Consider the following 24,595-nt stretch of genomic DNA (forward strand, 5'->3'; position numbering starts at 1 on the left):
GTTACAATTTAGTACAACTTCAAATGTAACTATTCACTTTTTATTCAGTCGAATGACCATACCCTACATCATATTAAAGTATTAAATTGAAGGAATACTCATGAAACCATCACTAGAGCGTGAAGAACTAGACTTTATTTTTGACTTATACTGGCCCTCTAAAAAGCCCAAGTCTGAAGAGGTAAAACCAAAAAACACCAATTACAAAGAGCTAAGAAAGCACGACGCGACTAAAAACCAAGGCGTATCGCACTACTTAGTCTAATTTTATTACGCTTGGGACTTCTCATGTTCTAAAAATGCTTTAATACAGTTTATTTCTGCAAGTTTTACTTCTTCGCCTATTTCAGGGCCTTTTTTGCCATTTTTAAGTGCATCTTGCACTACTTGTTTCTTATCCATTTTTTGCAGTTCAGTATGAATTGCTCGCAGCTTAGCTGCTTGCGGGTATGGCTTATCGACCAGTGTTTCACCACGCCCTTGTGCATCACATTGGCATGCTTGGGTAAACGCTATAAAACGTTCTGGGTGTACCAACGCATTTAAGTTAGTCACTATTAGCTTGTGAATGGTTTGCGGCCTTAACTGATCAATTGTATGGCAAAGGGTGTGATTATCACTGGTGAGTACGCCAACATCACGAAAACGGTTAGGCACTTTTAAGCGCTCACAAAACGCCTCAATAACTGCAACACCTTCGCGTTCGTGCCCACGTAGGTTTCCATGCTTTTTAAAACTAAGCGCTTTTCCAAAATCATGGGTAAGTGCAGCAAAACGTGCTTCTAAGTTAAAATTTAAATCGGCTGCACGCCTAAGTACCAACATAGTATGCACAAACACATCCCCTTCAGGATGATGGTTTGCCGGTTGCGGTACATTAACCATGCGCTCAAGTTCTGGAAAAATACCTAAACCTTGCAGTGCTTCAAAATAAAGCTCAGGGTGCTTTTCACCCAGTGCTTTTTCAGTTTCAAGCCACACGCGCTCAGGTACTAAATGATTTAGCTCACCTTTATTTTTAAGCTCGCGCATTAATGCATAGGTACTTGGGTGAATACGCCAATCACTGCCATAGCGCGCTAAAAAACGGGCAATACGCAGTACTCGAACAGGGTCTTCTACAAATGCCTCAGTGGTGTGGCGCAGTGTTTTATTTTGTAAGTCAGTTTGGCCATTAAACGGGTCAATAATATTACCGTGTTCATCAAGCGCCATTGAATTTATGGTCAAATCGCGCCTTGCTAAATCTTCTTCGAGCGTTACCGTTGGGCTGGCATCAACTACAAAGCCAGTATAGCCTTTGCCACTTTTACGCTCTGTGCGCCCTAGTGCATATTCTTCTTTTGTTTTTGGGTGTAAGTAAACCGGAAAGTCACTACCTATTGGCACAAAACCAAGCGATTCCATCGTTTTTGGTGTTTCCCCAATCACTACATAGTCGTTATCTTTTGATTTTATATTTAGCAGTTTGTCGCGCACTGCACCGCCAACGAGGTAAACTTGTTTTAAGTTACTTTTCACTTTATTCCCAATAACACTTGCCCAATTGTTTGACGCTAATCATATCATTAATTAAAAAATTCTGCGGTATTTGCCAAGCTTAAGTAAGCTCATTACAATGGCGCATTATTTTTAGCTATAGCCTCACAATTAATGAAAAACCATTCATCAAAAAAAGAACTCATGTTACTACCCATTTTATTAGTGGTTATTTTGATGTGTGTGGCGGGTCACTTTTTACTACAAGCAAATTTTCAAGACAGTAATGTGGTTGAATACATGTTGGCAGCACTGCCGTTTGCTATGTTTGGGTTGGTTATTGTGGCGTTTAAAATGGCGGCTAAAAGCGAAAAAGATGAGCAAAACGAGCAGGATTCTTAATCCTGCTTTATCTTTTTAGAGCGCTCTATTTATTTAAAGTACGTGGTACCCAAACCAATCTGGTTTAATTGCTTGAGCTTGCCCACTAGGCGTGAGCTTAATGTTTAGCTGGCTGTCGAGTAAATCAATGGCAAAGCAATCGTCTACATCATGTAAATCATCTTTATGAATATGACTAAGCCCTGCGAGCAAATCGTTTTTAGCGCGCTCTTTAGCTTCATGGCTACTGCTTGCAACATACAGTGCAAAGTCATGTTGCTCAGCCATGGAATCACTTCTGTAAGCGCCTAAATTTACAAAATAGAGTTGTTTATTTTGCTCCACATAGCTATCAACAACTTCTACTTTAAAGCCATCAATATGATTAATTGCCATGTAGCTATCCATGTGAACACTACTTCTGTCGCCTACCCATTGGCTTTTTAACTTTGAGTAGGTTTGCTCTATATTCTCCCCTACTACAAAGCGAATATCGTGCATTTCAATGTGGCAACCTTGAATCCGGCCACCTAAATACACCATAAATAACTGCATGCTTTTCCTTAACCTAAATTATCAACATCAATATTATGCTTTTTAATCAACTTATAAAAATCTGAGCGATTGCGCTTGGCAAGCTTAGCGCCTTCAGCTACGTTACCACCTGCCATTTTTAAAGTGTTAATTACATAGTCGCGCTCAAACTCTTTTTTAGCGTCGTTTAGTGATAATGGTTCTACGTTTGTTTCGTTACTATTTAGCGCAGCTAACACTAAGTGCTCTGAAATAACATCGCTTGGCGTTAATGCTACAACTTGCTCTACTACGTTTTGTAATTGGCGGATATTACCTGGCCAATCGTAACGTACAAGCGCATGCATAGCATCGCTTGCAAAGTGTTTTTCAGTCTGGTTCATGCGCTTAGCAATGCTTGCACTAAAGTGCTGTGCTAATAAGCTTATATCTTCGCGGCGTTCACACAGTGGCGGTAATTTTAAATTAACTACGTTTAAGCGATAGTATAAATCTTCTCTAAATTGCTGGTTTAAAATAGCTTCAGGAAGATTTTTATGTGTTGCCGACACTATGCGTACATCAATTGCTATCTCTTCTTGAAAACCTACTGGGCGAATTGTTTTTTCTTGTAATACGCGCAGTAACTTAACCTGTAAGTTAAGCGGCATATCGCCAATTTCGTCTAAAAATAACGTGCCACCCTGTGCTTGTTGAAACAAACCTTGGTGATCTTTAATTGCACCCGTAAACGAGCCTTTTTTATGACCAAATAATTCGGACTCTAAAAGCTCCCCAGGTACAGCGCCGCAGTTAATTGCAACAAAAGGGCCACCGCTTACATGACTATGCTGATGAATCGCCTGTGCGAGTAGCTCTTTACCAGTACCACTAGCCCCCGAAATAAGTACATTAACTTGCGTTGGCCCAAGTAGTTTTACTTGCTCTAACAAGTGCAGCATTGCACCACTGCGCGTAACTATATTACTTTTAGGTGCAGCTTCATCGGCGTTAACACCATGAATTTCTATCGCTTTAGCAAGGCTGTCAAATAGCTCATCTTTATCCACTGGTTTAGTTATAAATGCAAAAATGCCCTGCTTAGTTGCCTCTACGGCATCAGGAATTGAGCCGTGCGCTGTCATCATAATGACAGGTAATGCTGGGTAGCGGCTTTGCAGCTGACGATGCAGTGCCATACCATCCATTTCATCCATGCGTAAGTCGGTTATTACGGCGTCAAACACTTGGCTTTTAAGTATTTGTAGTGCGGTTAAGCCGCTTTCGCAGGTTGTTACTTCGTATCCTTTTGATTCAATACGAATAGCGAGCAGTTTTAATAAGCTAGCGTCGTCATCTACGAGTAATACTTTTGCACCTTGTACTTTAGTTGCGGCCATCGTTACTGCTCCTTCGTTTCTTCTCGTAGTAAAAGTTGCTGCTCAATCGTTGCTAACGATGAGAGGGTTTCTTGCATTTTATTATTAAGTGCTTGCTGCTCTTTTTTAGCATTTATTTGCATAGTTACTTGCTGCTTTTGAAGCCATAAATATTGCTTTATGTCATCAGGCCAAAAGTAAGCAAGATCGATTTTTAGCAACTGAGTCATTACCGTATTTGGATCATCATTTATGTTTAAGCACATGAACTTAAAAAAGCGTTTAAGCTCGTTTTCGCCTGTAAAAACATCTTTGCTAGGTACCAATTTGAATCCACCACACTGATTAGCATGCCATGCAATAACCTGCTCTGCAGGAGGATAGCTTGGTTCAATTTTTGGTCTAGGTTTTGGACTAGGGTTACTGTTTTTGTCGGTCGTTTTTTTTGTATCGACCACAGGTGCAGGTGTAATTGACACACGCTCTTCTTGCCCATTATTAATTTCACAACCTGATATAACCATGCTGCTACTGAGCACACATAAAATAGCGATTAAACGCAAGCGCATGTTAATTAACTCCTAGATTTTTTGTTATGGGAATTTTAATTGAAAACCGGCAACCATGTGGCTCGTTATGCTCAACACTAAGTGTACCTCTTAGCTGTTCAACAGACTCTTTTACAATAGTTAAACCCAGTCCACTGCCTTGCAGCGTAACATTTTTACTGTGTTTACCTTGATAAAATGCGCTGAAAATTTGAGTTTTTTCTTGCTCTTTAATACCGCACCCTTTATCAATCACAACGATACAAAGCTGGCTTTGCTCAAGCGCTAAATTAATAGTAACGCTTTGCTTATCTTCTGAAAATTTTAAGCCATTTGAAATAAGCTGAATTAAAATCATCTCAATAAGCTCACTAGGTAAAGCAAGCGGTTTGTTCGGTAAAGTATTTTGCCACTGCAGAGCTTGCTGACGCGCAGTTAAGCGATGCTCAAAATGGCTATTAATTTTATTAATAAGAAGACTAAATTCAACTTCGCTTAAGCTGTCTTTACTGGTGCGAATCGCATTATAACTCAGCAAACTGTCAATCATTGTGCGAAGGCGCACCATAGATTGGCTAATGAGCTCAAGCACCGCTTTTTGCTCAGCGGTAATTGGGCCTACTATTTCATCAGTTAATAAATCAGTGCCTTCAACCATTGAAGCAAGCGGCGTTTTTAGCTCATGAGTTACATGGCGTAAAAAAGTATCTTTTTGCTGCTCAAGCATATGAAGCTGTTCTTGTACCCATTGGAGCTTTTCTCCTAGCTCAACAAGCTCAGCTGAACCTTTCACAGATATTTTTTGCTGCCAATGCCCCTGCCCAAGCTTATCAATAACCGTAGTTAACCCTTTTAGCCGCCCACTTATGCGCCATAAAAAACCTCCCCCAACAATTAAAGTCAGTGGAATAAGTGCCACCAGCCAGTTTATAAATGACGCTTGCAGGCTTGTAAGCTCATTTTGGTTATTGGTAATTTGCGCTTCGTTTTTATCACGTAACCATAAAGTAAGCTCAGCAATTAAATCGCTCACTGGCACAAATAGCTCAGCTTGTTGTTGTTTTTGCTCAACGAGTTTTACATGCGCGGTTTGTAAGGTGGTATATAAGCGTTGCCATTGGTGAATATACTCCTTATTCGTGTTTACAAATTTGAGTTCATCAATGCTTTGTAGGGATGATTGCCATTTATCGACAATGAGCTTATCTAGCGATTCACTTTTTAATACCCAGTTTTGCCTAGTGGCGCGCTCAAGGCTGTTGAGCTCTTGCTTTAAAGTGTTAAACGATTTGGTAACTTGGTAGTTGCTACTCACAATACTTTGAGTAACCGCTAATTGCTTATTAAGCGCATTTAAAAATACGATCACCACTATAGAAAGCGGAAGTAGCGAAAGCAGCATACTCATTGCAAATTGCCCAATTAAATTAGGCCGCCAGTTAAGCATTGCTTGGTATTTTTTAGCTATGGTTGCTGGCATTTCGTTTAGTCCTTTTAAGTTAAGCGTTCTATTATTAAGTGCTTACCTTATACACTAGCTGAACCAGCAATTATATTTAATACGATTAACAGCCAGCACTACAAAACAATGTGTCGCCAAATAGAGACAACGTAACTCGTTGATTTTAATAAACTCCCTTTTAACCCCATTAAATAGTGTTGCAAAAGGCGCACAAAAATTACAATAAACCCAGTAAAAACTTCTCACTGGCTTAAAGCTAAAACAATAACCAGTTGAAAAATAACAACAATTATTATTGGCACCATTTTTGTAATAGGAGTAATAACTTTAATCAATAAGGAAATAATTATGAACAAACGCATTTTAGTAATTTCATCATTACTGGCTTTAGGCTTTTTAGGCGCTAATGCACACGCAATGGACGTTCACGCGACTTTTAACGAACTTGATAAAGACAGTAACGGCACATTAAGTGAAGCCGAAGCAGGTGAAGATGCTGTGTTACACGAGAATTTTTCTCAAATTGATACTAATCAAGATGGGCAATTGTCGCTAGATGAATTCAAAAAATTTATTCAATAAACTCATTTAATAAGGAACGTGATTATGAAACAACTTATAGCCGCTTTTTCATTAATGTTTTTAGCAATTAGTGCCACCGTAATTGCATCGCCAACAAATGTGCGTTTTGCCCACTTAGATAAAGACATGGACGGACAAATATCAATTGCAGAAGCAAAGGAAGACAAGGAAGTAATGAGACAATTTGCCGACTTAGATGAAGACGGTGATGAAAAGGTCTCAAAAAAAGAATTTGAAAGCTTTAAACCTTAATGAGTAATTACTGATTAAGCTTTACTTAAGCTTGTTATAGGTAAACTGGAATTAAAAGCATTTGCCATAATCCCTGAGGGAGTGTGTAAAAGGATTTAATGTTGGGAGTTAAATTACGGCAAGTGCTTTTTCCTTTTCACTTTATTTTAGCCACAAACTTTAAATACATCTTTTGGAAGGAACACCATGAAGATACTTCCCCTTACTATAAGCATCTTAATGCTATTAAGCTTTGATGCCGCTGCACTTGATGTAAAGCAACGCTTTGATCACCTCGATAGCGACAAAAGTGGCTATTTAACGCATGACGAACTTGCTCCCCAACCACAACTATTAAACACATTTGTAAAATGGGACAAAAACCAAGATAACCAAATTTCGCTAGTCGAATTTAAAAGTTATCTAACTAACAACCTTTACTAAGTGATTTGTATGAAAAGTATTAGCTATATAACGCTGCTGGCGTTTAGTATTTTTAGCACATTTAGTTTTGCCGCAAGTAATGACATTGCAAAGCAATTTAAAAAGCTAGATAGGAATAAAGACGGTTTTTTATCACGTTCAGAAACCGCTATAGACCCGGCTTTATGGTCACGGTTTTCAAGCTACGATAGTGACAAAGACGGTAAATTAGCATTAAATGAATATGGCTTATATGCAAGTAAGTAGTTTTATAGCTAGGTAAAAAACACCTAGCTTATTATATTTATATCTATTAATTACGTTCAGGCTTTATCTTTAGAACAATGCGCCAAATACTCTGCATCAGTAGGTTTTGGGCTCACCATAAAATCCATTTTGAGATAAGTTAGAACAGGTTGATTACTCGTATTTTCAGTTGTCGCTTTCCAGCGCCATAAACCCACAGCAGCTGCCGCATTATTATCAAACACGCCCTCTGGGTAAGACGAGATAACCTTATACCCTTGTGCTTTACCTTGTGAATTAATTAACATAGCAAACTCAACACAGCCTGAAATGCTTTTCTTTGCAGCTTCTATCGGATATCGCGGCTCAACTCTTTTAGCAACATCCCAGTATTCACCTACCTTACTTCGCAGTTCAGGACTTGATAAATCAATAAAACTCGGCATTTCATCGTTTACTTGTTTATCAGACATAGAGCTACAGGCTGTCAGCATCATGCTCAAAGGGAGTAATAAATAGAGGGCTTTCATAGCATTTCCTTATTCTTGATGCTTATTTAGTTATTTGTAATATTCGTATTAAACTCATACCCATCAGATTTTATAAAAGTTCGATCCAAAATATTACACACACTGAAGGTAACTTTAAAGTGAGGTAAAGAAATACTTTTTTCAAACCTATAATTTTCACTTTACTTGAAATGTTCATCAGTAGGAGATTTTTTTAATTTTACCTGTTACTTGAAATGTTTCGCCAGCCGGACAATTTTTTAGATATTTTTTACCTACAGGTATTGAATCAATCATAAAATCAATTCTAATATGAGTAAGTATAGGTTGTTTGGTTGTATTTACGGCAGTAGGCAGCCAGGCCCATGTATTTAAAGATCGCGCTGCGGCTTCATCAAATAACCCTTTAGGATATGAGGAAATTACTTTATACCCTTGCGCCTTACCCTCAGAATTAATGATAGTCATGAGTTCTACACAACCTGCAAGACCCTTTTTTGCAGCTTTTATTGGATATCGTGGTTCTGTTCTTGTTAAAATACTCCAATAGTCTTTCACCCTATCGCGCAGCTCAACACTTGATAAATCTATATAATCTATTTTTTCAACAGTTTTCTCTGTCGTAGGTGTTGCTCCACATGCCGCAAGTAATGAAGTTAATGGGAGTAATAAATAGAGGGCTTTCATAGCGTTTCCTTATGCTTTATTGATTGTTTTACATACTAAATAATTACATCAATTACCTATTTTGTAAACAGTTAGTATAGAGAAAAACCTTAAAATGAGGCCTATCAATTCATTGGTATTATAAAATCAAGTTTGTTAATGTAAGTAAATTAACAATAAAAATTCAGTAACTATGCCGCTCAAAAAAATAATCAAACCACTCATACTAGCCAGCCTTTGCGCTAGTTCTAGTTACACTCTTGCACAAACAAAAGTAATTTATAACGCCAATGGTTATACCCCTTTATATCAAGGTGAAGTACAGCAGTTTACTACCCTCGTTATTAAAAATGGCAAGGTAGTAAAACTAGGTAGCGATACACTTAAAGATAGCTACCCAGATGCCAAGCTAATTGACGCGCACGGTAATACCTTATTACCAGGCTTAATTGATGCTCATGGGCACGTTATTGGCCTTGGCGATAATTTATCGCAACTTGATGTACGCGGTGCAACATCGGTTGATGAAATAACAAATAAACTAAAAGTATTTGCCGATAACAAACAAGGTTGGATTATTGGGCGAGGTTGGAACCAAGAGCTTTGGGCTGATACACGCTTTCCTACAGCTAAAGATTTAGACAAAGTAGTGAGCGATCGACCTGTGGTTCTTTCGCGGGTTGATAGTCACGCCATTTGGGTTAATTCAAAAGCGCTCGAACTTGCTGGGATTAACGCCCAAACAAAAGCGCCTGAAGGCGGTGAGATAATTAAAGACGAATTTGGCAATCCTACGGGTATTTTTGTAGACAAAGCAGAATCGCTAATTACCCAGCATATGCCAGCCCCTTCTAAACAAGATATAAGTGACTCACTAGATGCAGCAGGTAAACATTTATTAAGTTTAGGCATTACCTCTACTCACGATGCAGGTATTGATAAAACCACATGGGAGGTTTACAAAGAGCGCGGCGACCTTGGTAATTTACCGCTACGTATTGTGGCAATGTTAAGTGGTGCAAGCCCTGATTTAGACACAATGTTAAAGGCAGGCCGATACCACGACAAAAATGACTTTATGGAAATTCGCAGTGTTAAAGTTTACGCCGATGGCGCATTGGGCTCTCGTGGTGCAGCACTTATTGAAGAATATGCAGACAGACCGGGTCACCATGGTTTAATGCTTGAAACACAAGAGAAACTCGAAGCACTCTTTACACAAAGCTTTAAAAGCGGCTTTAGCGCAAATACTCACGCCATTGGCGACAAAGCAAATAAAGTAGTACTTGATGCCTATCAAAATGTGTTTAAAAAAACGGGCGGTATATTACTACGAAACCGAATAGAGCACGCCCAAATTGTAACCCCTGATGATATCCCTCGCTTTAAAGCGTTAAAAATAATCCCTTCAATGCAGCCGGTGCATGCCACTTCAGATATGCATATGGCAGAGCAGCGTTTAACTGAAAAACAACTAAGCGGCGCCTACGCGTGGCAAACATTTTTACAGCAAGGTTCGGTGGTTGCGGCAGGCTCTGATTACCCTGTAGAGCTTGCAAATCCATTTGATGGTTTGTATTCAGCCATTACACGCATGGATCATAACAAACTACCGGAAAACGGCTGGCGCGCAAGTGAAGTACTAAGCCGCGAAGATGCATTACGTGCATTTACTCTTGGTGGCGCCTATGCAGCTCATCAAGAATTTAAGGTGGGTAGTTTAGAAAAAGGTAAATGGGCCGACTTTATTTTAATTGATAAAGACTACTTTAAAGTGCCTGTTGACGAGATATACAAAACAAATGTACTGCAAACATGGGTAGCAGGAATAAAGCGATACGAAAAAACTAAGACAGAAAATACCACCGAAAAATAAAACTAAAAAAGGGTTAACGCAAGTTAACCCTTTTTGGTTGTGTAGGAAGGCACTTTTAGCTAAACATGTTTTTCACATCTTTTAGCATGTCGTTGTACTCATCACTTGTGAATAGCTGCATAGACGGTATAACGCCTTTGTCTATATACGTTTGCAGCGCTGCAGACTTATCAGAAACCTGTAACGTGCCCTCTAAAATAGCCCCTACTCGAATAAAATCCACGTAACTTACTTTTTCAGGTTTGTAACTTGGGTCAGCCCAGCTCTGAGCTACATCAACAAACTCTTTAGGGAATTCCCACGCTTGCATAATAGATGAGCCAACCTTTCCGCTAAGCTTTTGAATTGCATGAGCCAAAAAGCTTGGATTAGCAAATACCTCTGGGTGGCGCTCAGCTTCAGTTAAAATTGGTAATACACCAATATTATAAACAAGTGCGGCGAGTGTAATAGAATCGCGGTTTAGTGACGTGTGCTTACTATTTTTTAAATAAAACTCCATGAGTGATATTGAATGGCTAGCAACGGTTAATGTTTTTTGCCATGCCTTACCCATGTAGCCTTTAATTAGCTCATTATTTGATACAAATAATTGTTCCATAGCCATAGCTGTAGCAATGTTTTTAATTTGACGTAATCCAATACGAGTCACTGCTTGTTGTAAATTAGATACTTTTACAGAACGTCCCATAATCGCACTATTAGCTACTTTTATCATACGAGCTGAAAGCGCTGGATCTTGTGAGATCACATCTGACATTTGGATTAAATTCACATCTGGGTTATCTGCAGCTTGGCGAACCTTAATCGCTACTTCAGGTAGCGTTGGTAAAACCAACGTATCGTTATTTATTCTATCGACTAGAATCGTTAATAAAGCGTTTTCTGTAGACATAAAGCTGCCATCCTTTTGTGTTCAGCCTGTAAAGTAACTGCAAACTCAGGCAGTTAATTTTCGTATTAGTAATATAATTAGTATTGTCTAACTTACCGATAAAGTTAAGAAAATTATAGAAGTTTATTTTTATTTATAATGCTTTACCGCTCATGCTTGCCTTACAACGCCAAATACTTGCTATTTACCATTTAGTTTTGCTTTAATGCACTCACAATAAGGAAGCGTTTGTACATACTTAATATTTTAACTAAAGCAGTACAAATTATTAAACTTACTTTTTAACAGGCAATATAATGATCTTAAATAAAATTAGCCAAGCAATTATGCTCTCTGGTGTTGTTTTTCTTAGCGCATGTTCTGAACAAGCGCCGTCTTCTACCGACAACACAGCCGTAGAGCTTGCTCAAAAAAGCAGTGCACAGTCAGGCCCTAAGCTTATTAATGCAGATAAACAACGTTTAGATATTTACACCGACTTTAGCTTACAAAGTGATTTATCGCACTTAAGCGATAATCAACGAGCAATGGTTGCAAAGCTTATTGACGCTTCAAAAATAATGGATGAGTTATTTTGGAAGCAAGCATTTGGTGAAAATAAAGATGCTTTTTTAGCAAAACTAAACGATGAAAAAGTACGTAAATTTGCTGATATTAACTATGGTCCATGGGATCGTTTAAATGGTGATGAAGCATTTTTATCCAGCTATAAAGAAAAACCTCTTGGCGCACAGTTTTACCCTGCTGATATAACCAAAGAAGAGTTAAACAATGCAGACGTTGAAGACAAAACAGGGCTTTATTCTGTAATTAAGCGTGATGAGCAAGGTAAGCTTTACAGCGTGCCATATTCAAAAGAATACGCTGATGAGCTTGCAAAAGCCGCTGATATTTTACGTGAAGCAAGCAAACTTGCTGACGATAAAGAATTTGCTAACTATCTAAACTTGCGTGCCGATGCTCTACAAAAAGATGACTTCCAAGTATCTGACTTTGCTTGGATGGATATGAAAAATAACCCAGTAGATGTGGTTATTGGTCCAATTGAAACTTATGAAGATCAATTATTTGGTTACCGCGCAGCTTATGAATCTTACGTACTTATTAAAGATTTAAAATGGAGCGAACGCTTAGCTAAATTTGCAGCATTTTTACCTGAGCTTCAAAAAGGCTTACCTGTAGATGCTAAGTACAAACAAGAAGTACCAGGCTCTGACGCCGACCTAAATGCATATGATGTTGTTTACTACGCTGGACATTCAAACGCGGGTAGTAAAACAATTGCAATTAACTTACCAAACGATGAGCAAGTACAGCTAGAAAAAGGAACTCGTCGTCTGCAACTTAAAAACGCAATGCGTGCTAAATTTGATAAAATTTTAGTGCCAATTTCAGAGCAGTTAATTGTACCAGAGCAGCGTAAACACATTACTTTTGACGCATTTTTTGCCAACACGATGTTCCATGAAGTGGCTCACGGTTTAGGTATTAAAAATACAATCACAGGTAAAGGTACTGTTCGTCAATCACTACAGGAACACGCAAGTGCCCTTGAAGAAGGTAAAGCCGATATTTTAGGTCTATACATGATTGAACAGTTACTTAAAAAAGGCGAAATTACTGAAGGCACTATTGAAGATTATTACACGACCTTCATGGCAGGTATATTCCGCTCAGTTCGTTTTGGCGCATCAAGCGCGCATGGTAAAGCAAATATGATCCGCTTTAACTTTTTTGCTCAAGAAGGTGCTTTTTCTAAAAATGAAGAAGGCTTATACCGCGTTAATATGGAAAAAATGAGCATTGCAATGGCTAAGCTTTCTCGCTTAATTTTAACCTTACAAGGTGATGGCGATTATGAAAAAGTAGATCAACTAATTGCAACGCATGGCGACATTAAAGAAGAACTTGCTAAAGACTTAGAAAAACTAAGTAAAGCTAATATCCCTGTAGATGTAACATTTAAGCAAGGTAAGGAAGTACTAGGGCTTAAATAAGTTTAGTTAAACTTAGTTAAACCCTAAAAAAGCGTTGCAGCTTAAAACTGCAGCGCTTTTTTTAGCTCTGTGATTTGTAGATCTGTATAAGGCACTGCTGGGTGTTTACCCCATATTGGCGCAGGCCATGCAGCATCATTCGTAAAACGCGCTATATGATGAATATGCAATTGCGGCACCATATTACCTAAAGCCGCTATGTTTAATTTATCAGGTTTAAATACATCCATTAATAATTTACTTAGCTTGGCTGACTCTTTTAAATAAACAATTTGATCACCCTCAGATAAATCAATTATCTCTTTTAAGTTAGCCTGCCTAGGCACTAATACAAACCACGGATACAAGCTGTCGTTCAATAAAAGCACTTTACACAACGGCCAATCGGCAAGTTCTATACAGTCGCGTTTAAGTTCTGGCGCTAGTTTAAATTCAGGGTGAGTCATTGCTATGTCCTACTTTGTCTTTGATAATCGCCACTTTATAGCATTTAGTTGCAGTTGCACACGCTTGGCTTTACCATCAAAGCAATATTTATAATAAGCTAAGGCAACCTTGTGCTAAAAAAAATAAAACACCTCTCACTAGCTATACCGTTAATGGTTGGCGCTATTAGTGTTCAAGCAAAACCTTTATCGCTGGAGCGAATTTTTGACGATCCGAGCCTTTCTGGTAAATCACCTGTACAACTTAAATTTTCGCCTGACGGCAGCCGTGTAACTTACCTACAAGGCAAAAGCGATGACTACAACCGCTACGATTTATGGGAATACAATCTAAAAGATAACACCAACCGTGTGCTAGTTGATTCAGCAAAGTTATTTTCAGGCCCAGAAAACTTATCAGATGAAGAAAAAGCACGCCGCGAACGCCAACGTATTTTTGGTAAAGGCATACTTGAATACAAATGGTCTAAAGATGGCAAAGCACTTTTATTCCCACTCAATGGTGACCTTTATTATTACGATTTAGCCTCAGCTAAAAGTAAAAAACTAACCGACACTGAAGCATTTGAAACCGATGCACGCTTTTCACCTAAAGGTAACTACGTATCGTTTATTCGAGAGCAAAACCTTTATGCTTTAGAGCTTGAATCAGGTAAAGAGATTCAGCTTAGTAAAGATGGCGGCGGCGTAATTAAAAACGGCATGGCCGAATTTGTTGCTCAAGAAGAAATGAGCCGTATGACAGGTTACTGGTGGTCAGGTGATGAAACTAAAATTGCCTATACCCGCGTTGACGAAACCCCTGTAAAAGAAGCTATCCGTAACGAAATTTACGCTGACGAAGTTAAATTATTTAACCAGCGCTACCCGTTTACAGGTACCGATAACGTTAAAATTCAACTTGGTGTGGTTAAGCTAAACGACCAAAAAGTAGATTGGATTGATTTAGGTAAAGATGAAGACATTTACATTGCACGCGCAAAATGGCTAAAAGACGGCAATACACTGTCGTACCAATGGCAAAATCGCTCGCAACATAAATTAGAACTGCGTTTTTATAACAGCGAAACTAAAGCCCAAAAAGTAGCGCTGACCGAAAACAGCGAAACGTGGATAAACCTACATTTTGATCTTGAGTTTTTAAAAGACAAAAAACATTTTGTATGGGCATCTGAGCGAGACGGCTTTAAACATTTATATCTGTATCGCACAAACGGTCAACTTGTTCGCCAAATTACCTCAGGTGATTGGGCTGTTGATAGCTTAAAAGGTATTGATGAGAAAAAAGGCATTGTGTATTTTGCCGGTCGAAAAGATACACCGCTTGAAAGCCATTTATACAGCGCGCCTTTATTTAAAAAAGGCGATGCCAAACGTATTACCGAAAAAGGTCAGTACCACAATGTTGTGCTAGCAAAAGACAATAAAACCTTTATCGATAATAGCTCGTCTGATAATAAACCAAACTCAGCAGCGCTTCGTAAAGTAAACGGCGAATTCATTACCTGGCTTGAAGAAAATAAGCTTGATAGTAACCATCCGCTTACCCCTTATTTAAGCGACTTAACAAAACCAGAATACGGCACAATTAAAGCCGAAGATGGCCAAGTTATGCATTACCGTTTATTTAAGCCTAGCAACATTGCTGATGGCAAAAAGCACCCTGTTATTGTTAACGTATACGGCGGCCCGCATGCTCAACGAGTGACGAATAGCTGGCGCAGTAAAAACTTGTACTTTCAGTACATGGCGCAACAAGGTTATGTAATTTTTCAACTGGATAACCGTGGTTCGTACAACCGTGGTAAAAAGTTTGAAGATGCTATTTATAAACATTTAGGTGTGGTTGAAGTTGCCGATCAAATTAAAGGCGTAGAGTTTTTACGTACACTTGATTACGTTGACCCACAACGCATCGGTGTTTATGGCCACAGCTACGGCGGCTACATGGCGCTTATGACAATGTTTAAAGCGGGCGATTACTTTCAAGCCGGCGTATCGGGTGCTCCAGTAACCGATTGGGCTCTATACGATACACATTACACAGAGCGTTATTTAGGTCACCCCGATACAAATGCTAAAGGCTATGAAGACAGCGCAGTATTTCCATATGCAGATGGCTTAAAAGGCCCATTAATGATTTACCATGGAATGGCTGATGACAACGTATTGTTTACGCATTCAACTAAGTTATTTAAACAACTGCAAGATAACGAAAAACAGTTTGAAATGATGACCTACCCAGGATCTAAGCACAGCCTACGCGGTAAACAAGTGCAAACACACTTACATCAAACAATTACAAACTTCTTTAATCGCCATTTTGACGTTAAATAAGCAAGTAAAGTAATAACAGACTAAAGGCTGATTGATAAATCAGCCTTTTTTTTGCATTAATAGGCGTTAAGCCTAGATTAAACTCTTTTTTTAGCTACGCTTATTCTATGCGCTAAAGCGCACACTTTTTGAGGATAAATGTATGCCTAATCTACGAAGTTTTAGTATATCCCAGCGTTTTTCACTGTTAATAGCCATCGTTGTATTTGGACTAATAATACTTAGTATATCGAGCCTAACTCATCAATATAGTTCGCTAAAAGACGAGCAATACATAAAAACACAAAATGTAGTAGAAACGGCGTACAGTATAATCGAACACTATTATGCGCTTGAACAAGATAACACTCTCACTCAACAACAAGCTCAATCACAAGCACTTAATGCAATAAGAGCACTGCGCTACGACAAAACCAATTACTTTTGGATTAACGATTATCAGCCAACAATGGTTATGCACCCTATAAAACCTGCGCTTGATGGAAAAGATTTAACCAATAACAAAGACCCTGACGGCAAATCATTGTTTGTTGATATGGTAAATATAGTGAAAAAAGATGGCGAGGGCTTTATCCCTTATAAATGGCCAAAACCAGGTAAAGATAAACCGGTTGAAAAAATCGCATTTGTTAAAGGTTTTAATCAATGGCAGTGGATTATTGGCTCGGGTGTTTACCTTGATTCAATTGACGAAGCATTTAGTGAGCAACGTAATCTTATAGTCGTCAGTGCAATAATTATGATTATTGCTGTTATTTTACTTAGTTACTTTATAGGTAAGAGTATTTTAATACCGACTCGCTTAGCGGCCGATATGATGAAAGATATTTCACAAGGCGAAGGCGATTTAACCCGTAAATTAAATGAATCCGGTAATGATGAAATATCTGAACTATCACGTTCATTTAATTTATTTGCTCTAAAAATGCGAGAGTCACTTGTTCATGTAGCACAAAGTGCAAACGATGTAAGCGAACATGCGCATACAGTTGACGACTCAAGTAGAACAAGCCACTCATTTATTGAGCTTCAAAACGATAGTTCAACCCAAGTTGCAGCTGCCATGGAGCAAATGACTCACCAAATACACGATGTGAGCCGTAACGCTGAAGCCGCAGAGCAAGCAGCCAAGGATGCAGCACAAAACGCATCAACGGGTAAAAATGTGGTTGCGCAAACAATTACAGCAATAGAAACACTCTCAAGCAACATTGAAACAGTCAGCCGTGTAACAGAAGATTTAGCCAACGAAAGCCATAATATAGGCTCTGTGCTTGATGTAATAAGAAGCATATCAGAACAAACAAACTTACTAGCATTAAACGCTGCCATTGAAGCTGCTCGCGCAGGAGAGCATGGTCGAGGATTTGCTGTTGTTGCAGATGAAGTAAGAACACTGGCCAGTCGTACAGGGCAAAGTACTGACGAAATTCAAACCATGATCACTAAACTACAAGAAGGTGCAAAAGCAGCAGTAGAAGCAGTTAAATCAAGCCAAGCACTTTCAGTTTCTACCGTGGAGCAGGCGTCATCAGCCAATACTTCACTTAATGAAATAGAACGACTTGTTTCAATTATTACCGAAATGAACAGCCAAATAGCACGTGCCACAGAGCAACAAACGCAAGCTGCCGACGAGGTTAATTTGCGTATTAATGAGCTATCTCAATCAACTGAGCAATCATTAAATAATACTAAGCAGCTTACCGATGCCAGTGATAACCTTAAACAAAGTAGCGAAGGTCTTTCGAGCGTAGTTAATCGTTTTAAATTAGATTAATCGATAGCGTTCTCATAAAATGCAAAAGCCCTGAATTAACAGGGCTTTTTTATTACATGTAATTTTTTAGCTTACAAACAATAACGTGCAAACAAGCTCGTTACTGATGCAGCTGTTGGCTTACCATGCTGCCAATCACCGCCTTCAACACCGCTACCTGCTATATCCATATGAACATAAGGTAGAGGCTGTGCAGAGTCGTTACCGTGCTTATCAAGCCCACCAACAATAGCCATAAACGCCATAGGGAACTGATGTCCACGAGCTGTAACGGCAGATGCTGCGTTATTGCTAGATAAAACATCGTCAGCTAGCGTACGTGGTTTAATAAAGTCGTAGTCTTCACGGCGTGAACGCGATACTTCAGCGCCATCGGCCCACAAATCTCCAAGGTCAGCTATTTGACGTGAGACACCAGCACTACGAGCTGGACCATTTTCAACATACGCACCGTAAGGACCCATTGCACGTGCCGCATGACCCGTTAATGTAGCTACAGTAAATAACGTTGGATTAATCTCACCTTTAGCTAAATCTTTCATTTCGCTAAGCAGGTCGCCCATTGCTAAACGCCCTTCTGCATCGGTATTACCAATACGTACACGAACACCTTCACGGCTAGTAATAATTTCATCTGGCACAAAACAATCTGAGCCAATAGAGTTGCGAACAACAGCTAAGTACGATACCACTTTAACGCCTTTAGGCTGATAATCAGCAACGGCTTTCATAAAGCCCGCAACAGAAGCTGCGCCGCCTTTATCACGGCTCATGCCTGCCATATGGCCGCCTACTTTTAAATCTGCACCGCCTGTATCGTATACAAGGCCCTTACCTACAAACATAAGTGTGCGAGTAATTTCGCCCTCTGGTACATATTCAAGCTTAACAACACGTGGGTGATGGCGCTCAACTGCATACGATGCGCGAGCAACTGTACTTAGCATTGGATAGTTTTTATCAATAGCTGCAATATCATCAATTACGTCAACCGCAATGTTTGAGCCTTTAAACAATTCAACGCAGTAATCAGCAAAACGTGGAGGAGCCATACGCTCAGGTTCAGTACCACACAGGTCACGCGCTGCATATTGGCCAGCTGCAATGGCATTAACAGCTTTAATCGTTTGCTCGCTTGCGCCAACTAAACCAATCTGTGTAATAGGTTCAATGCTTTCACCGTGATATTCACGCGCTTCTAATGGCTGCCATAAGGCTTGGCAAGCGCCTAAATAAGCAACTTCTAAAGCATGCTGATAACGGCTATCGCCATTTAAATTTGGTAAAAATAATGCAGGGTTAACACTGCCCGACGCTTTTGCTTCGTTAATTGCTAATTTAGCAGCATCAAAATAACGACGCACGTCGTCGTAATCTCTATTTAACGGACCGGTTGGAGCAAGTACAACGCGCTTGTTTTCAATTACTAATAAAGTAACTTGCTTACCGATGCGAGAATCTACGTTTGCTTGAGCTAAAATAGCATCACGTAATGAGTTATTTGGTAACTGAGAAAAGTCATTACTAATAATAATAAGCGCATCATGAGATGTGCATTCAAGGCTTGCACTAACCGCTTGAGGGTATGCCATAAATAAGGTCCTGTTAGAAAACATAAGCCCCTATTATCGTCGATTTAAATATTGAAGACCAGCAAGGAGCGATGAGCTAATCACATAACCTGTCAATAAATGGCAACTTGGAGTTACAGGCTTTACAGCTTAATCGAGAATACTAAGTTGGAAGTTTTGTTCTGGCTCGTTTTTAATCCCAACGCCTATGCCAAGTAATCTTACAGGCTGTTGTAGCCCTCGCTGGTAGGCCTTAGTAAGTAGTTGAACAAATATTTCTGTATTTAGCTCGTGATATACCTGATCGGCTGAGGTCACTACAAAATTTGCAAACTTCACCTTAACACTCAATTTATTAATACGATTTTGTAACTGCTGTTTATTAAGCCTTAAAACTAATTCCTCTAACAACCTTGGCAGCTCATCTAAGCACTCTTGCAAACTTGTTTTGTTGTACTCGTAGGTATGTTCAACACTCAGCGATTTTCTTATGCGATCTGTGGATACTTTACCAACATACTCACCTGCACATTTTTGATATAGCGACACACCAAAATTACCCACATGTTGCTGCATCCAGTTAACGCCTTTTTCACGTACATCCTTGCCGGTATATAAGCCTTTTAAATTTAGCTTTTCGAGCGTTACTTTGCCCACTCCTGGAATTTTCCCCAGCGGTAATTGCGCTAAAAAGTCATCGACCTCATCAGGCAAAACGACAAATTGACCATTCGGTTTGTTTTCGTCACTGGCTATTTTGGCAATAAATTTAATCGGTGCAATACCTGCTGATGCAGTGAGCCCTGTAGCATTGTAAATATCGGCTCTTATTTGCTGTGCAATAAGTGTGGCACTGCCTTTACATGCGGTGCTGTCTGTTACATCTAGATAGGCTTCGTCTAAAGAAAGGGGTTCAATTAAGTCTGTGTAGCGGCTAAATACTTCACGTATTTGGTTTGAAGCTTCTTTGTATACAGCCATGCGCCCTGGGACAATAACTAAATCGGGGCATAATTGTTTAGCATGATAGTTCGACATAGCCGATCGTACGCCATACTCCCTAGCTATATAGTTAGCGGTTGAGAGCACGCCTCGTCGGCTATTGCCTCCAATAGCAAGCGGTACACATGCAAGTTTTGGATTATCTCGCATTTCTACTGCTGCATAAAAGCAATCCATGTCTATGTGAATAAACTTCTTCATCACCACAACGATAACTGGTTATTTATACAGTCATTATTATAGAATCACATGCGATAAGCAAGCCTAGGGCCTGTTTATCTTTCGAGGTTAAATTTGCAGCAGTATGTTTGGTATTTAGGCAAGGCAGAGCCTATGTAGTGTGGTTATTCCCCATAAACAGGCGATAACGTAGCACAAATGCCAAACATACGCTGCCCGAAGGGTTCTGCCTAGGGGCAATTTACTCTTTGTTGCCTACATGGATGTAGGTAAGGGGCGTGAGCAGGACGCGGAAGCTTTGCTCGGTTTTTACTTATTCTTACAGGGATGTAAGTCAGTAGAATAACGCAGGAGCAGTTATCGAGCCCACTAGGTCACAAACCTCGCGCCGCGATTAAATAGCCCCTAGATTGAACAAATTTTAATCCTGAAAGGTCAACAGGCCCTAGTTAACGATTAAAAAAAGTGTTTATTATCCTCCGTTCTCTTATAACCACGTAGCCAATACATAACCTCAAATAAAAATCCTGCCAACATTAAAATGATAGCGCCAGATTCATTCCCCATCGCGTAACAGGTAAAAGAAGCTATAAAAACCAAACAAGCTAAGGACCAATTAATTATATTCTGCATATTTTTACCTTTGTGTGTTTTTGTGTTTGTCTGTGTAATTTAACTGTAGACCTAAAATTAAACAGGTACAATCATCTTATAAAAAAAACATGCCATTAATTACCTTGAGCTCGTAACACCATGTTGATAATCTAAGTACTTTGAAAATCAAGGGCCAATAAATAATGCAAACGTTTAAAGATCAGCACCCTATTCATACCGATATCACCGTAGCATGGGCTGATATGGATGCGCTACAACACGTAAATAATGTAGTGTATTTACGTTACTTTGAAATAGCCCGAATCGACTTTTTAAATAAAATAAATCTGTTCGACACAATAAGCCCAAACGGTGTGGGCCCAGTAATAAGCGAAAATAACGTTCGCTATAAACGCCCAGTAACTTTTCCCGACACACTCACTGTAGGCGTTACAATTACAGATCTTAAAACAGATCGCTTTACCATGAACTACACCGTTTACAGCCATGCACAAAAAGCAATAACGACTACGGGTGCATCTAAAGTTGTAATGTTTGATTTTACTACAGGGCAAAAAGCCCCAATCTCCGAGCCTCTTTTATCGGCTTTAATCAGCCATGCTCAAAACTAATTTAGTTAAGGAATTTTTATGCAATACAACCCACTAGGTAGCAGTGGCGTAAACGTATCTCGAGTGTGCCTAGGGAGTATGACTTGGGGTAAACAAAATACTCAAAGCGACGCTGATGAACAAATAGCCTACGCGCTAGAGCAAGGCGTAAACTTTATTGATACAGCCGAAATGTATGCTGTACCTCCTTCGCCAGAGACCTATGGTAAAACCGAGGAGATTATTGGCGACTGGCTATCGCGTAATAAACAAAAACGCGGCGATGTAGTACTAGCTACAAAAATTGCAGGCAATGGATTATCGTGGGTACGTGATGGCGGCAATATTACTCGCCAAACAGTAATAGAAGCCGTGGATGATTCACTTAAGCGACTTCAAACAGACTACATTGATTTATATCAACTACATTGGCCAAACCGCTCTACCCCTCACTTTGGCAGACAATGGCCCGGCACTCTTAAATTTACCGATGTAAATACACAAGAGCAACAAGCTAGTATGCTTGATATTCTAGAAGGCCTTAATGAATGTGTTAAAGCAGGTAAAATTAAGCACTGCGGTTTATCTGACGATACGCCATGGGGTATAAGCCAGTTTTTAAGTTTGGCCAAAGAGCATAACTTACCGCGTATGGTATCTATTCAAAATGAGTTTAGCTTAGCGCACGCTAAAGACTGGCCGTATTTAATAGAACAATGTGTACACGAAGATATTGCCTACTTACCGTGGTCGCCTTTAGCGGCCGGTTTATTAACGGGTAAATATCTAAATGGTGCTCGCCCAGAAGGTTCTCGTTGGACCTTCATGCAGCGTAACGGTATTTTTAGAGATACACCCAATGCAGAGCAAGCCACTAAGCAGTATGTTGAGCTGGCTCATGCAAACAATATTACTCCAGCACAACTAGCCTTAGCATGGTGTAACCAAGTAGATGGCGTAACTTCTTCAATTATTGGGGCAACATCTATAGCTCAATTAAAGGAAGATATAGACGCATTTAGCATAACGCTAAACGACGAAATTCTTAGTGAGATTAACACTATATTTAGAAACCACCCGATGCCTTATTAAGCATGTATGAGTTAAAAGCAGCCTTGAATGAGGTTGCTTTTAACTAAAATATTTGACCCTACTACAACCAACACTATACTTTTATTAGGTTTTCTTAATTCAACGAACATTTATCAATGCTGAAAAAGGGATACTATGCATTTTGCTTATTAATTGTATTCAACGCGCACGCCGTTGAGCAAAAAGTACAACCTCTAGAAGAGATTATTTGGCTGCAAAGTTACACGCCCCCTTTTCATATAGCTAAAAGTGAAAGCGCACCACAAGGCGGTATTTGCGACAACCTAACCGAGCAACTCATCAGAACCATAACTGATGTAAAACATACCCGCTTAATTGTTCCTCAGCAGCGTATAAATAAATATTTAAATGAAGGAAAAAATGTATGTTTTCCGTGTGTTATTTATAAAAAAAATAATAACCAACAACTTAACTACTCAAATCCAACAACGGTATATCCCCCATTTTCAATTATCACGACTAAAGAGCTAAAGCCACAATTAGAAGAAAAGCACGGCTCGCCTATTCACCTTATTAATTTATTAACCGACCCGCAATATGTATACGGGCAAGCGGCTGCTCGTAAATTTACAACTAAAATTAATACAATTATTGAAAATACAAAGCGAGATAAAGAGTCTTCGTTAAGTTGGAGTAGCGAAAATGAAAGTCAGGCTGTTATAGCACGCTTGAGTCACGGCTTTTTAGACTACTCAATTGATTACCCGTTTATGGCTGATTACTTTAATAAACAAGGGGAGTATACGAATATAGAAAGTGTGCCAATTGCAGAAAATGACATTCAATTTATAAGAGGAGCAATAGGCTGTGCGGCTAAAGCACCTAATAATTTTGCAGAGCAAGCCCTTAAAAAAATTAACCGCGCATTAAAAAATAATGTACTTCAATCGCCTGAGTATCAACAAAGTCAGCATAATTGGCTTAAAACCACCTTTACTGACTTTGATAAACACTACCAACAGCAAGTCATTAATTTTTACTTACTTGCCACTGATGCTCAAGCAAACACTGATCATTAGCATAAAGCGCCACTGCAAAAATACTTTTAGCTGTTACCTCACCTACGCCCGACGGTGTACCTGTCATTATTACATCACCGTCTTCTAAGCTCATAAATTCACTAATTTCTTGTAAAATTGAGTCAGGGTTGTGCAGCATAAAATGAGTATCACCTCGCTGAATCACTTCATTATTAATTTTAAGTTCAAAGGTAAAGTGCTTCATTGCATCAGTTAGCGCTACAAAATCAGTTAAAATTACAGAGCCGTCGAACGCTTTAGAGCGCTCCCATGGAAGCCCTTTATTTTTTAATTTACTTTGCACAGTACGCTTAGTTAAATCAAGGCCGAGTCCAACACCTGCAAATTTTTTATCTTTAACTACAAAACATAGCTCGGTTTCATAATGCAGCGTATCGCCGTTGTGAGCTGCAAATAACGTATTAGTAATTGCGCTATTTGGCTTATTAAATAAAACCATTTGATCTGGCGTTTCGTTATTTAGCTCTGCAATGTGTGCTGTATAATTACGACCAACACACACTACTTTTGATGGTGTTAATTCTTCAGATACTAACTTTATTGAATGCATATAAATAATGTCTCAGTTATTGGACCTGTTGACCTTTCAGGATTAAAATTTGTTCAATCTCGGGGCTATTTAATCGCGGCGCGAGATTTGTAACCTAGTGGGCTCGATAACTGCTCCTGCGTTATTCTACTGACTTACATCCCTGTACGAATAAGTAAAAACCGAGCAAAGCTTTCGCGTCCTG

General features: G+C 39.3%; 25 protein-coding genes. 13 read left to right on the forward strand and 12 right to left on the reverse strand.

All coding sequences use genetic code 11. The features are described from left to right. Positions 1-100 precede the first annotated feature (100 nt). A complete protein-coding gene (locus QT16_RS20850; protein WP_167334954.1) occupies positions 101-265 on the forward strand; it encodes a hypothetical protein in 165 nt (54 codons plus the stop codon). A 5-nt stretch (positions 266-270) separates the two neighbouring features. Here QT16_RS20850 and QT16_RS01875 read toward each other — a convergent pair whose 3' ends face one another. Next, the gene (locus tag QT16_RS01875; RefSeq protein WP_039485010.1) at positions 271-1,521 is read right to left on the reverse strand and encodes a multifunctional CCA addition/repair protein; all 1,251 of its coding nucleotides are present in this window, start codon (positions 1,519-1,521) and stop codon (positions 271-273) included. A 132-nt stretch (positions 1,522-1,653) separates the two neighbouring features. On the opposite strand from QT16_RS01875, the gene QT16_RS01880 reads away from it, so the two are divergent. Next, on the forward strand, positions 1,654-1,881 hold the full coding sequence (locus QT16_RS01880; protein ID WP_007581571.1) for a hypothetical protein: 228 nt from the start codon (positions 1,654-1,656) through the stop codon (positions 1,879-1,881). 33 nt (positions 1,882-1,914) lie between these two features. On the opposite strand, the gene QT16_RS01885 is transcribed toward QT16_RS01880, so the two are convergent. From QT16_RS01885 to QT16_RS01900, 4 genes are read right to left on the reverse strand one after another with little or no spacing between them, the layout of a single operon-like run. Continuing rightward, positions 1,915-2,415: a DUF1543 domain-containing protein gene (locus QT16_RS01885; RefSeq protein ID WP_024604361.1), complete on the reverse strand. Its 501-nt coding sequence runs from the start codon at positions 2,413-2,415 to the stop codon at positions 1,915-1,917. Positions 2,416-2,423: 8 nt separating this feature from the next. Continuing rightward, on the reverse strand, positions 2,424-3,773 hold the full coding sequence (locus QT16_RS01890; RefSeq protein WP_024597600.1) for a sigma 54-interacting transcriptional regulator: 1,350 nt from the start codon (positions 3,771-3,773) through the stop codon (positions 2,424-2,426). A 2-nt stretch (positions 3,774-3,775) separates the two neighbouring features. Further along, the gene (locus tag QT16_RS01895) at positions 3,776-4,321 is read right to left on the reverse strand and encodes a hypothetical protein (RefSeq protein WP_039485020.1); all 546 of its coding nucleotides are present in this window, start codon (positions 4,319-4,321) and stop codon (positions 3,776-3,778) included. Position 4,322: 1 nt separating this feature from the next. Continuing rightward, a complete protein-coding gene (locus QT16_RS01900; RefSeq protein ID WP_039485023.1) occupies positions 4,323-5,780 on the reverse strand; it encodes a sensor histidine kinase in 1,458 nt (485 codons plus the stop codon). Positions 5,781-6,110: 330 nt separating this feature from the next. On the opposite strand from QT16_RS01900, the gene QT16_RS01905 reads away from it, so the two are divergent. From QT16_RS01905 to QT16_RS01920, 4 genes are all read left to right on the forward strand, one after another. Beyond that, complete coding sequence (locus QT16_RS01905) at positions 6,111-6,344, forward strand: EF-hand domain-containing protein (protein ID WP_002961641.1); 234 nt, start codon at positions 6,111-6,113, stop codon at positions 6,342-6,344. A 24-nt stretch (positions 6,345-6,368) separates the two neighbouring features. Continuing rightward, positions 6,369-6,596 carry an EF-hand domain-containing protein gene (locus tag QT16_RS01910; protein WP_024597597.1) on the forward strand — a complete coding sequence of 76 codons (228 nt, stop codon included), beginning with the start codon at positions 6,369-6,371 and terminating at the stop codon, positions 6,594-6,596. A gap of 186 nt (positions 6,597-6,782) precedes the next feature. Next, positions 6,783-7,019 carry an EF-hand domain-containing protein gene (locus QT16_RS01915; RefSeq protein ID WP_039485028.1) on the forward strand — a complete coding sequence of 79 codons (237 nt, stop codon included), beginning with the start codon at positions 6,783-6,785 and terminating at the stop codon, positions 7,017-7,019. A gap of 9 nt (positions 7,020-7,028) precedes the next feature. Then, complete coding sequence (locus QT16_RS01920; RefSeq protein WP_024598659.1) at positions 7,029-7,265, forward strand: EF-hand domain-containing protein; 237 nt, start codon at positions 7,029-7,031, stop codon at positions 7,263-7,265. Between the two features lie 56 nt (positions 7,266-7,321). Here the strand turns inward: QT16_RS01920 and QT16_RS01925 are convergent, their stop codons facing one another. Continuing rightward, the gene (locus QT16_RS01925) at positions 7,322-7,774 is read right to left on the reverse strand and encodes an energy transducer TonB (protein ID WP_039485034.1); all 453 of its coding nucleotides are present in this window, start codon (positions 7,772-7,774) and stop codon (positions 7,322-7,324) included. A 177-nt stretch (positions 7,775-7,951) separates the two neighbouring features. Beyond that, entirely contained in the window at positions 7,952-8,440 is a 489-nt protein-coding gene (locus QT16_RS01930) for an energy transducer TonB (protein WP_039485037.1), read from the reverse strand. A 172-nt stretch (positions 8,441-8,612) separates the two neighbouring features. On the opposite strand from QT16_RS01930, the gene QT16_RS01935 reads away from it, so the two are divergent. Continuing rightward, the gene (locus tag QT16_RS01935; protein ID WP_039485039.1) at positions 8,613-10,295 is read left to right on the forward strand and encodes an amidohydrolase; all 1,683 of its coding nucleotides are present in this window, start codon (positions 8,613-8,615) and stop codon (positions 10,293-10,295) included. A 55-nt stretch (positions 10,296-10,350) separates the two neighbouring features. On the opposite strand, the gene QT16_RS01940 is transcribed toward QT16_RS01935, so the two are convergent. Next, complete coding sequence (locus QT16_RS01940; protein WP_039485043.1) at positions 10,351-11,190, reverse strand: HDOD domain-containing protein; 840 nt, start codon at positions 11,188-11,190, stop codon at positions 10,351-10,353. A 296-nt stretch (positions 11,191-11,486) separates the two neighbouring features. Here QT16_RS01940 and QT16_RS01945 point away from each other — a divergent pair, with 296 nt between their 5' ends. Beyond that, positions 11,487-13,187 carry a DUF8614 domain-containing protein gene (locus QT16_RS01945; RefSeq protein WP_039485046.1) on the forward strand — a complete coding sequence of 567 codons (1,701 nt, stop codon included), beginning with the start codon at positions 11,487-11,489 and terminating at the stop codon, positions 13,185-13,187. Between the two features lie 41 nt (positions 13,188-13,228). Here the strand turns inward: QT16_RS01945 and QT16_RS01950 are convergent, their stop codons facing one another. Next, the gene (locus tag QT16_RS01950) at positions 13,229-13,633 is read right to left on the reverse strand and encodes an HIT domain-containing protein (RefSeq protein ID WP_039485049.1); all 405 of its coding nucleotides are present in this window, start codon (positions 13,631-13,633) and stop codon (positions 13,229-13,231) included. Between the two features lie 111 nt (positions 13,634-13,744). On the opposite strand from QT16_RS01950, the gene QT16_RS01955 reads away from it, so the two are divergent. Beyond that, positions 13,745-15,970 (forward strand): S9 family peptidase, encoded by a 2,226-nt coding sequence (locus QT16_RS01955; protein ID WP_039485051.1) that lies wholly within the window; start codon positions 13,745-13,747, stop codon positions 15,968-15,970. Between the two features lie 142 nt (positions 15,971-16,112). Beyond that, a complete protein-coding gene (locus QT16_RS01960) occupies positions 16,113-17,750 on the forward strand; it encodes a methyl-accepting chemotaxis protein (protein WP_039485054.1) in 1,638 nt (545 codons plus the stop codon). 71 nt (positions 17,751-17,821) lie between these two features. On the opposite strand, the gene QT16_RS01965 is transcribed toward QT16_RS01960, so the two are convergent. Together QT16_RS01965 and dinB are read right to left on the reverse strand one after the other, a co-directional pair. Next, positions 17,822-19,342: a M17 family metallopeptidase gene (locus QT16_RS01965; protein ID WP_039485056.1), complete on the reverse strand. Its 1,521-nt coding sequence runs from the start codon at positions 19,340-19,342 to the stop codon at positions 17,822-17,824. Between the two features lie 129 nt (positions 19,343-19,471). Next, on the reverse strand, positions 19,472-20,524 hold the full coding sequence (gene dinB / locus QT16_RS01970; RefSeq protein ID WP_039485058.1) for a DNA polymerase IV: 1,053 nt from the start codon (positions 20,522-20,524) through the stop codon (positions 19,472-19,474). A 776-nt stretch (positions 20,525-21,300) separates the two neighbouring features. Between dinB and QT16_RS01975 the strand changes: the two genes are divergently transcribed. The 3 genes from QT16_RS01975 to QT16_RS01985 all read left to right on the forward strand — a co-directional run bounded on the left by QT16_RS01975 (position 21,301) and on the right by QT16_RS01985 (position 23,840). Next, positions 21,301-21,729: an acyl-CoA thioesterase gene (locus QT16_RS01975; RefSeq protein WP_002958095.1), complete on the forward strand. Its 429-nt coding sequence runs from the start codon at positions 21,301-21,303 to the stop codon at positions 21,727-21,729. Positions 21,730-21,747: 18 nt separating this feature from the next. Beyond that, the gene (locus QT16_RS01980) at positions 21,748-22,800 is read left to right on the forward strand and encodes an aldo/keto reductase (RefSeq protein WP_039485063.1); all 1,053 of its coding nucleotides are present in this window, start codon (positions 21,748-21,750) and stop codon (positions 22,798-22,800) included. A 116-nt stretch (positions 22,801-22,916) separates the two neighbouring features. Further along, positions 22,917-23,840 (forward strand): ABC transporter substrate-binding protein, encoded by a 924-nt coding sequence (locus QT16_RS01985; protein ID WP_039485066.1) that lies wholly within the window; start codon positions 22,917-22,919, stop codon positions 23,838-23,840. Here QT16_RS01985 and QT16_RS01990 read toward each other — a convergent pair. Further along, a complete protein-coding gene (locus QT16_RS01990; protein WP_039485069.1) occupies positions 23,791-24,411 on the reverse strand; it encodes a fumarylacetoacetate hydrolase family protein in 621 nt (206 codons plus the stop codon). The two genes, QT16_RS01985 and QT16_RS01990, sit on opposite strands and share 50 nt — an antisense overlap. Positions 24,412-24,595: the final 184 nt, after the last annotated feature.

The sequence above is a fragment of the Pseudoalteromonas distincta genome (genome assembly GCF_000814675.1).
In the GTDB taxonomy this organism is placed as follows: Bacteria; Pseudomonadota; Gammaproteobacteria; order Enterobacterales; family Alteromonadaceae; genus Pseudoalteromonas; species Pseudoalteromonas distincta.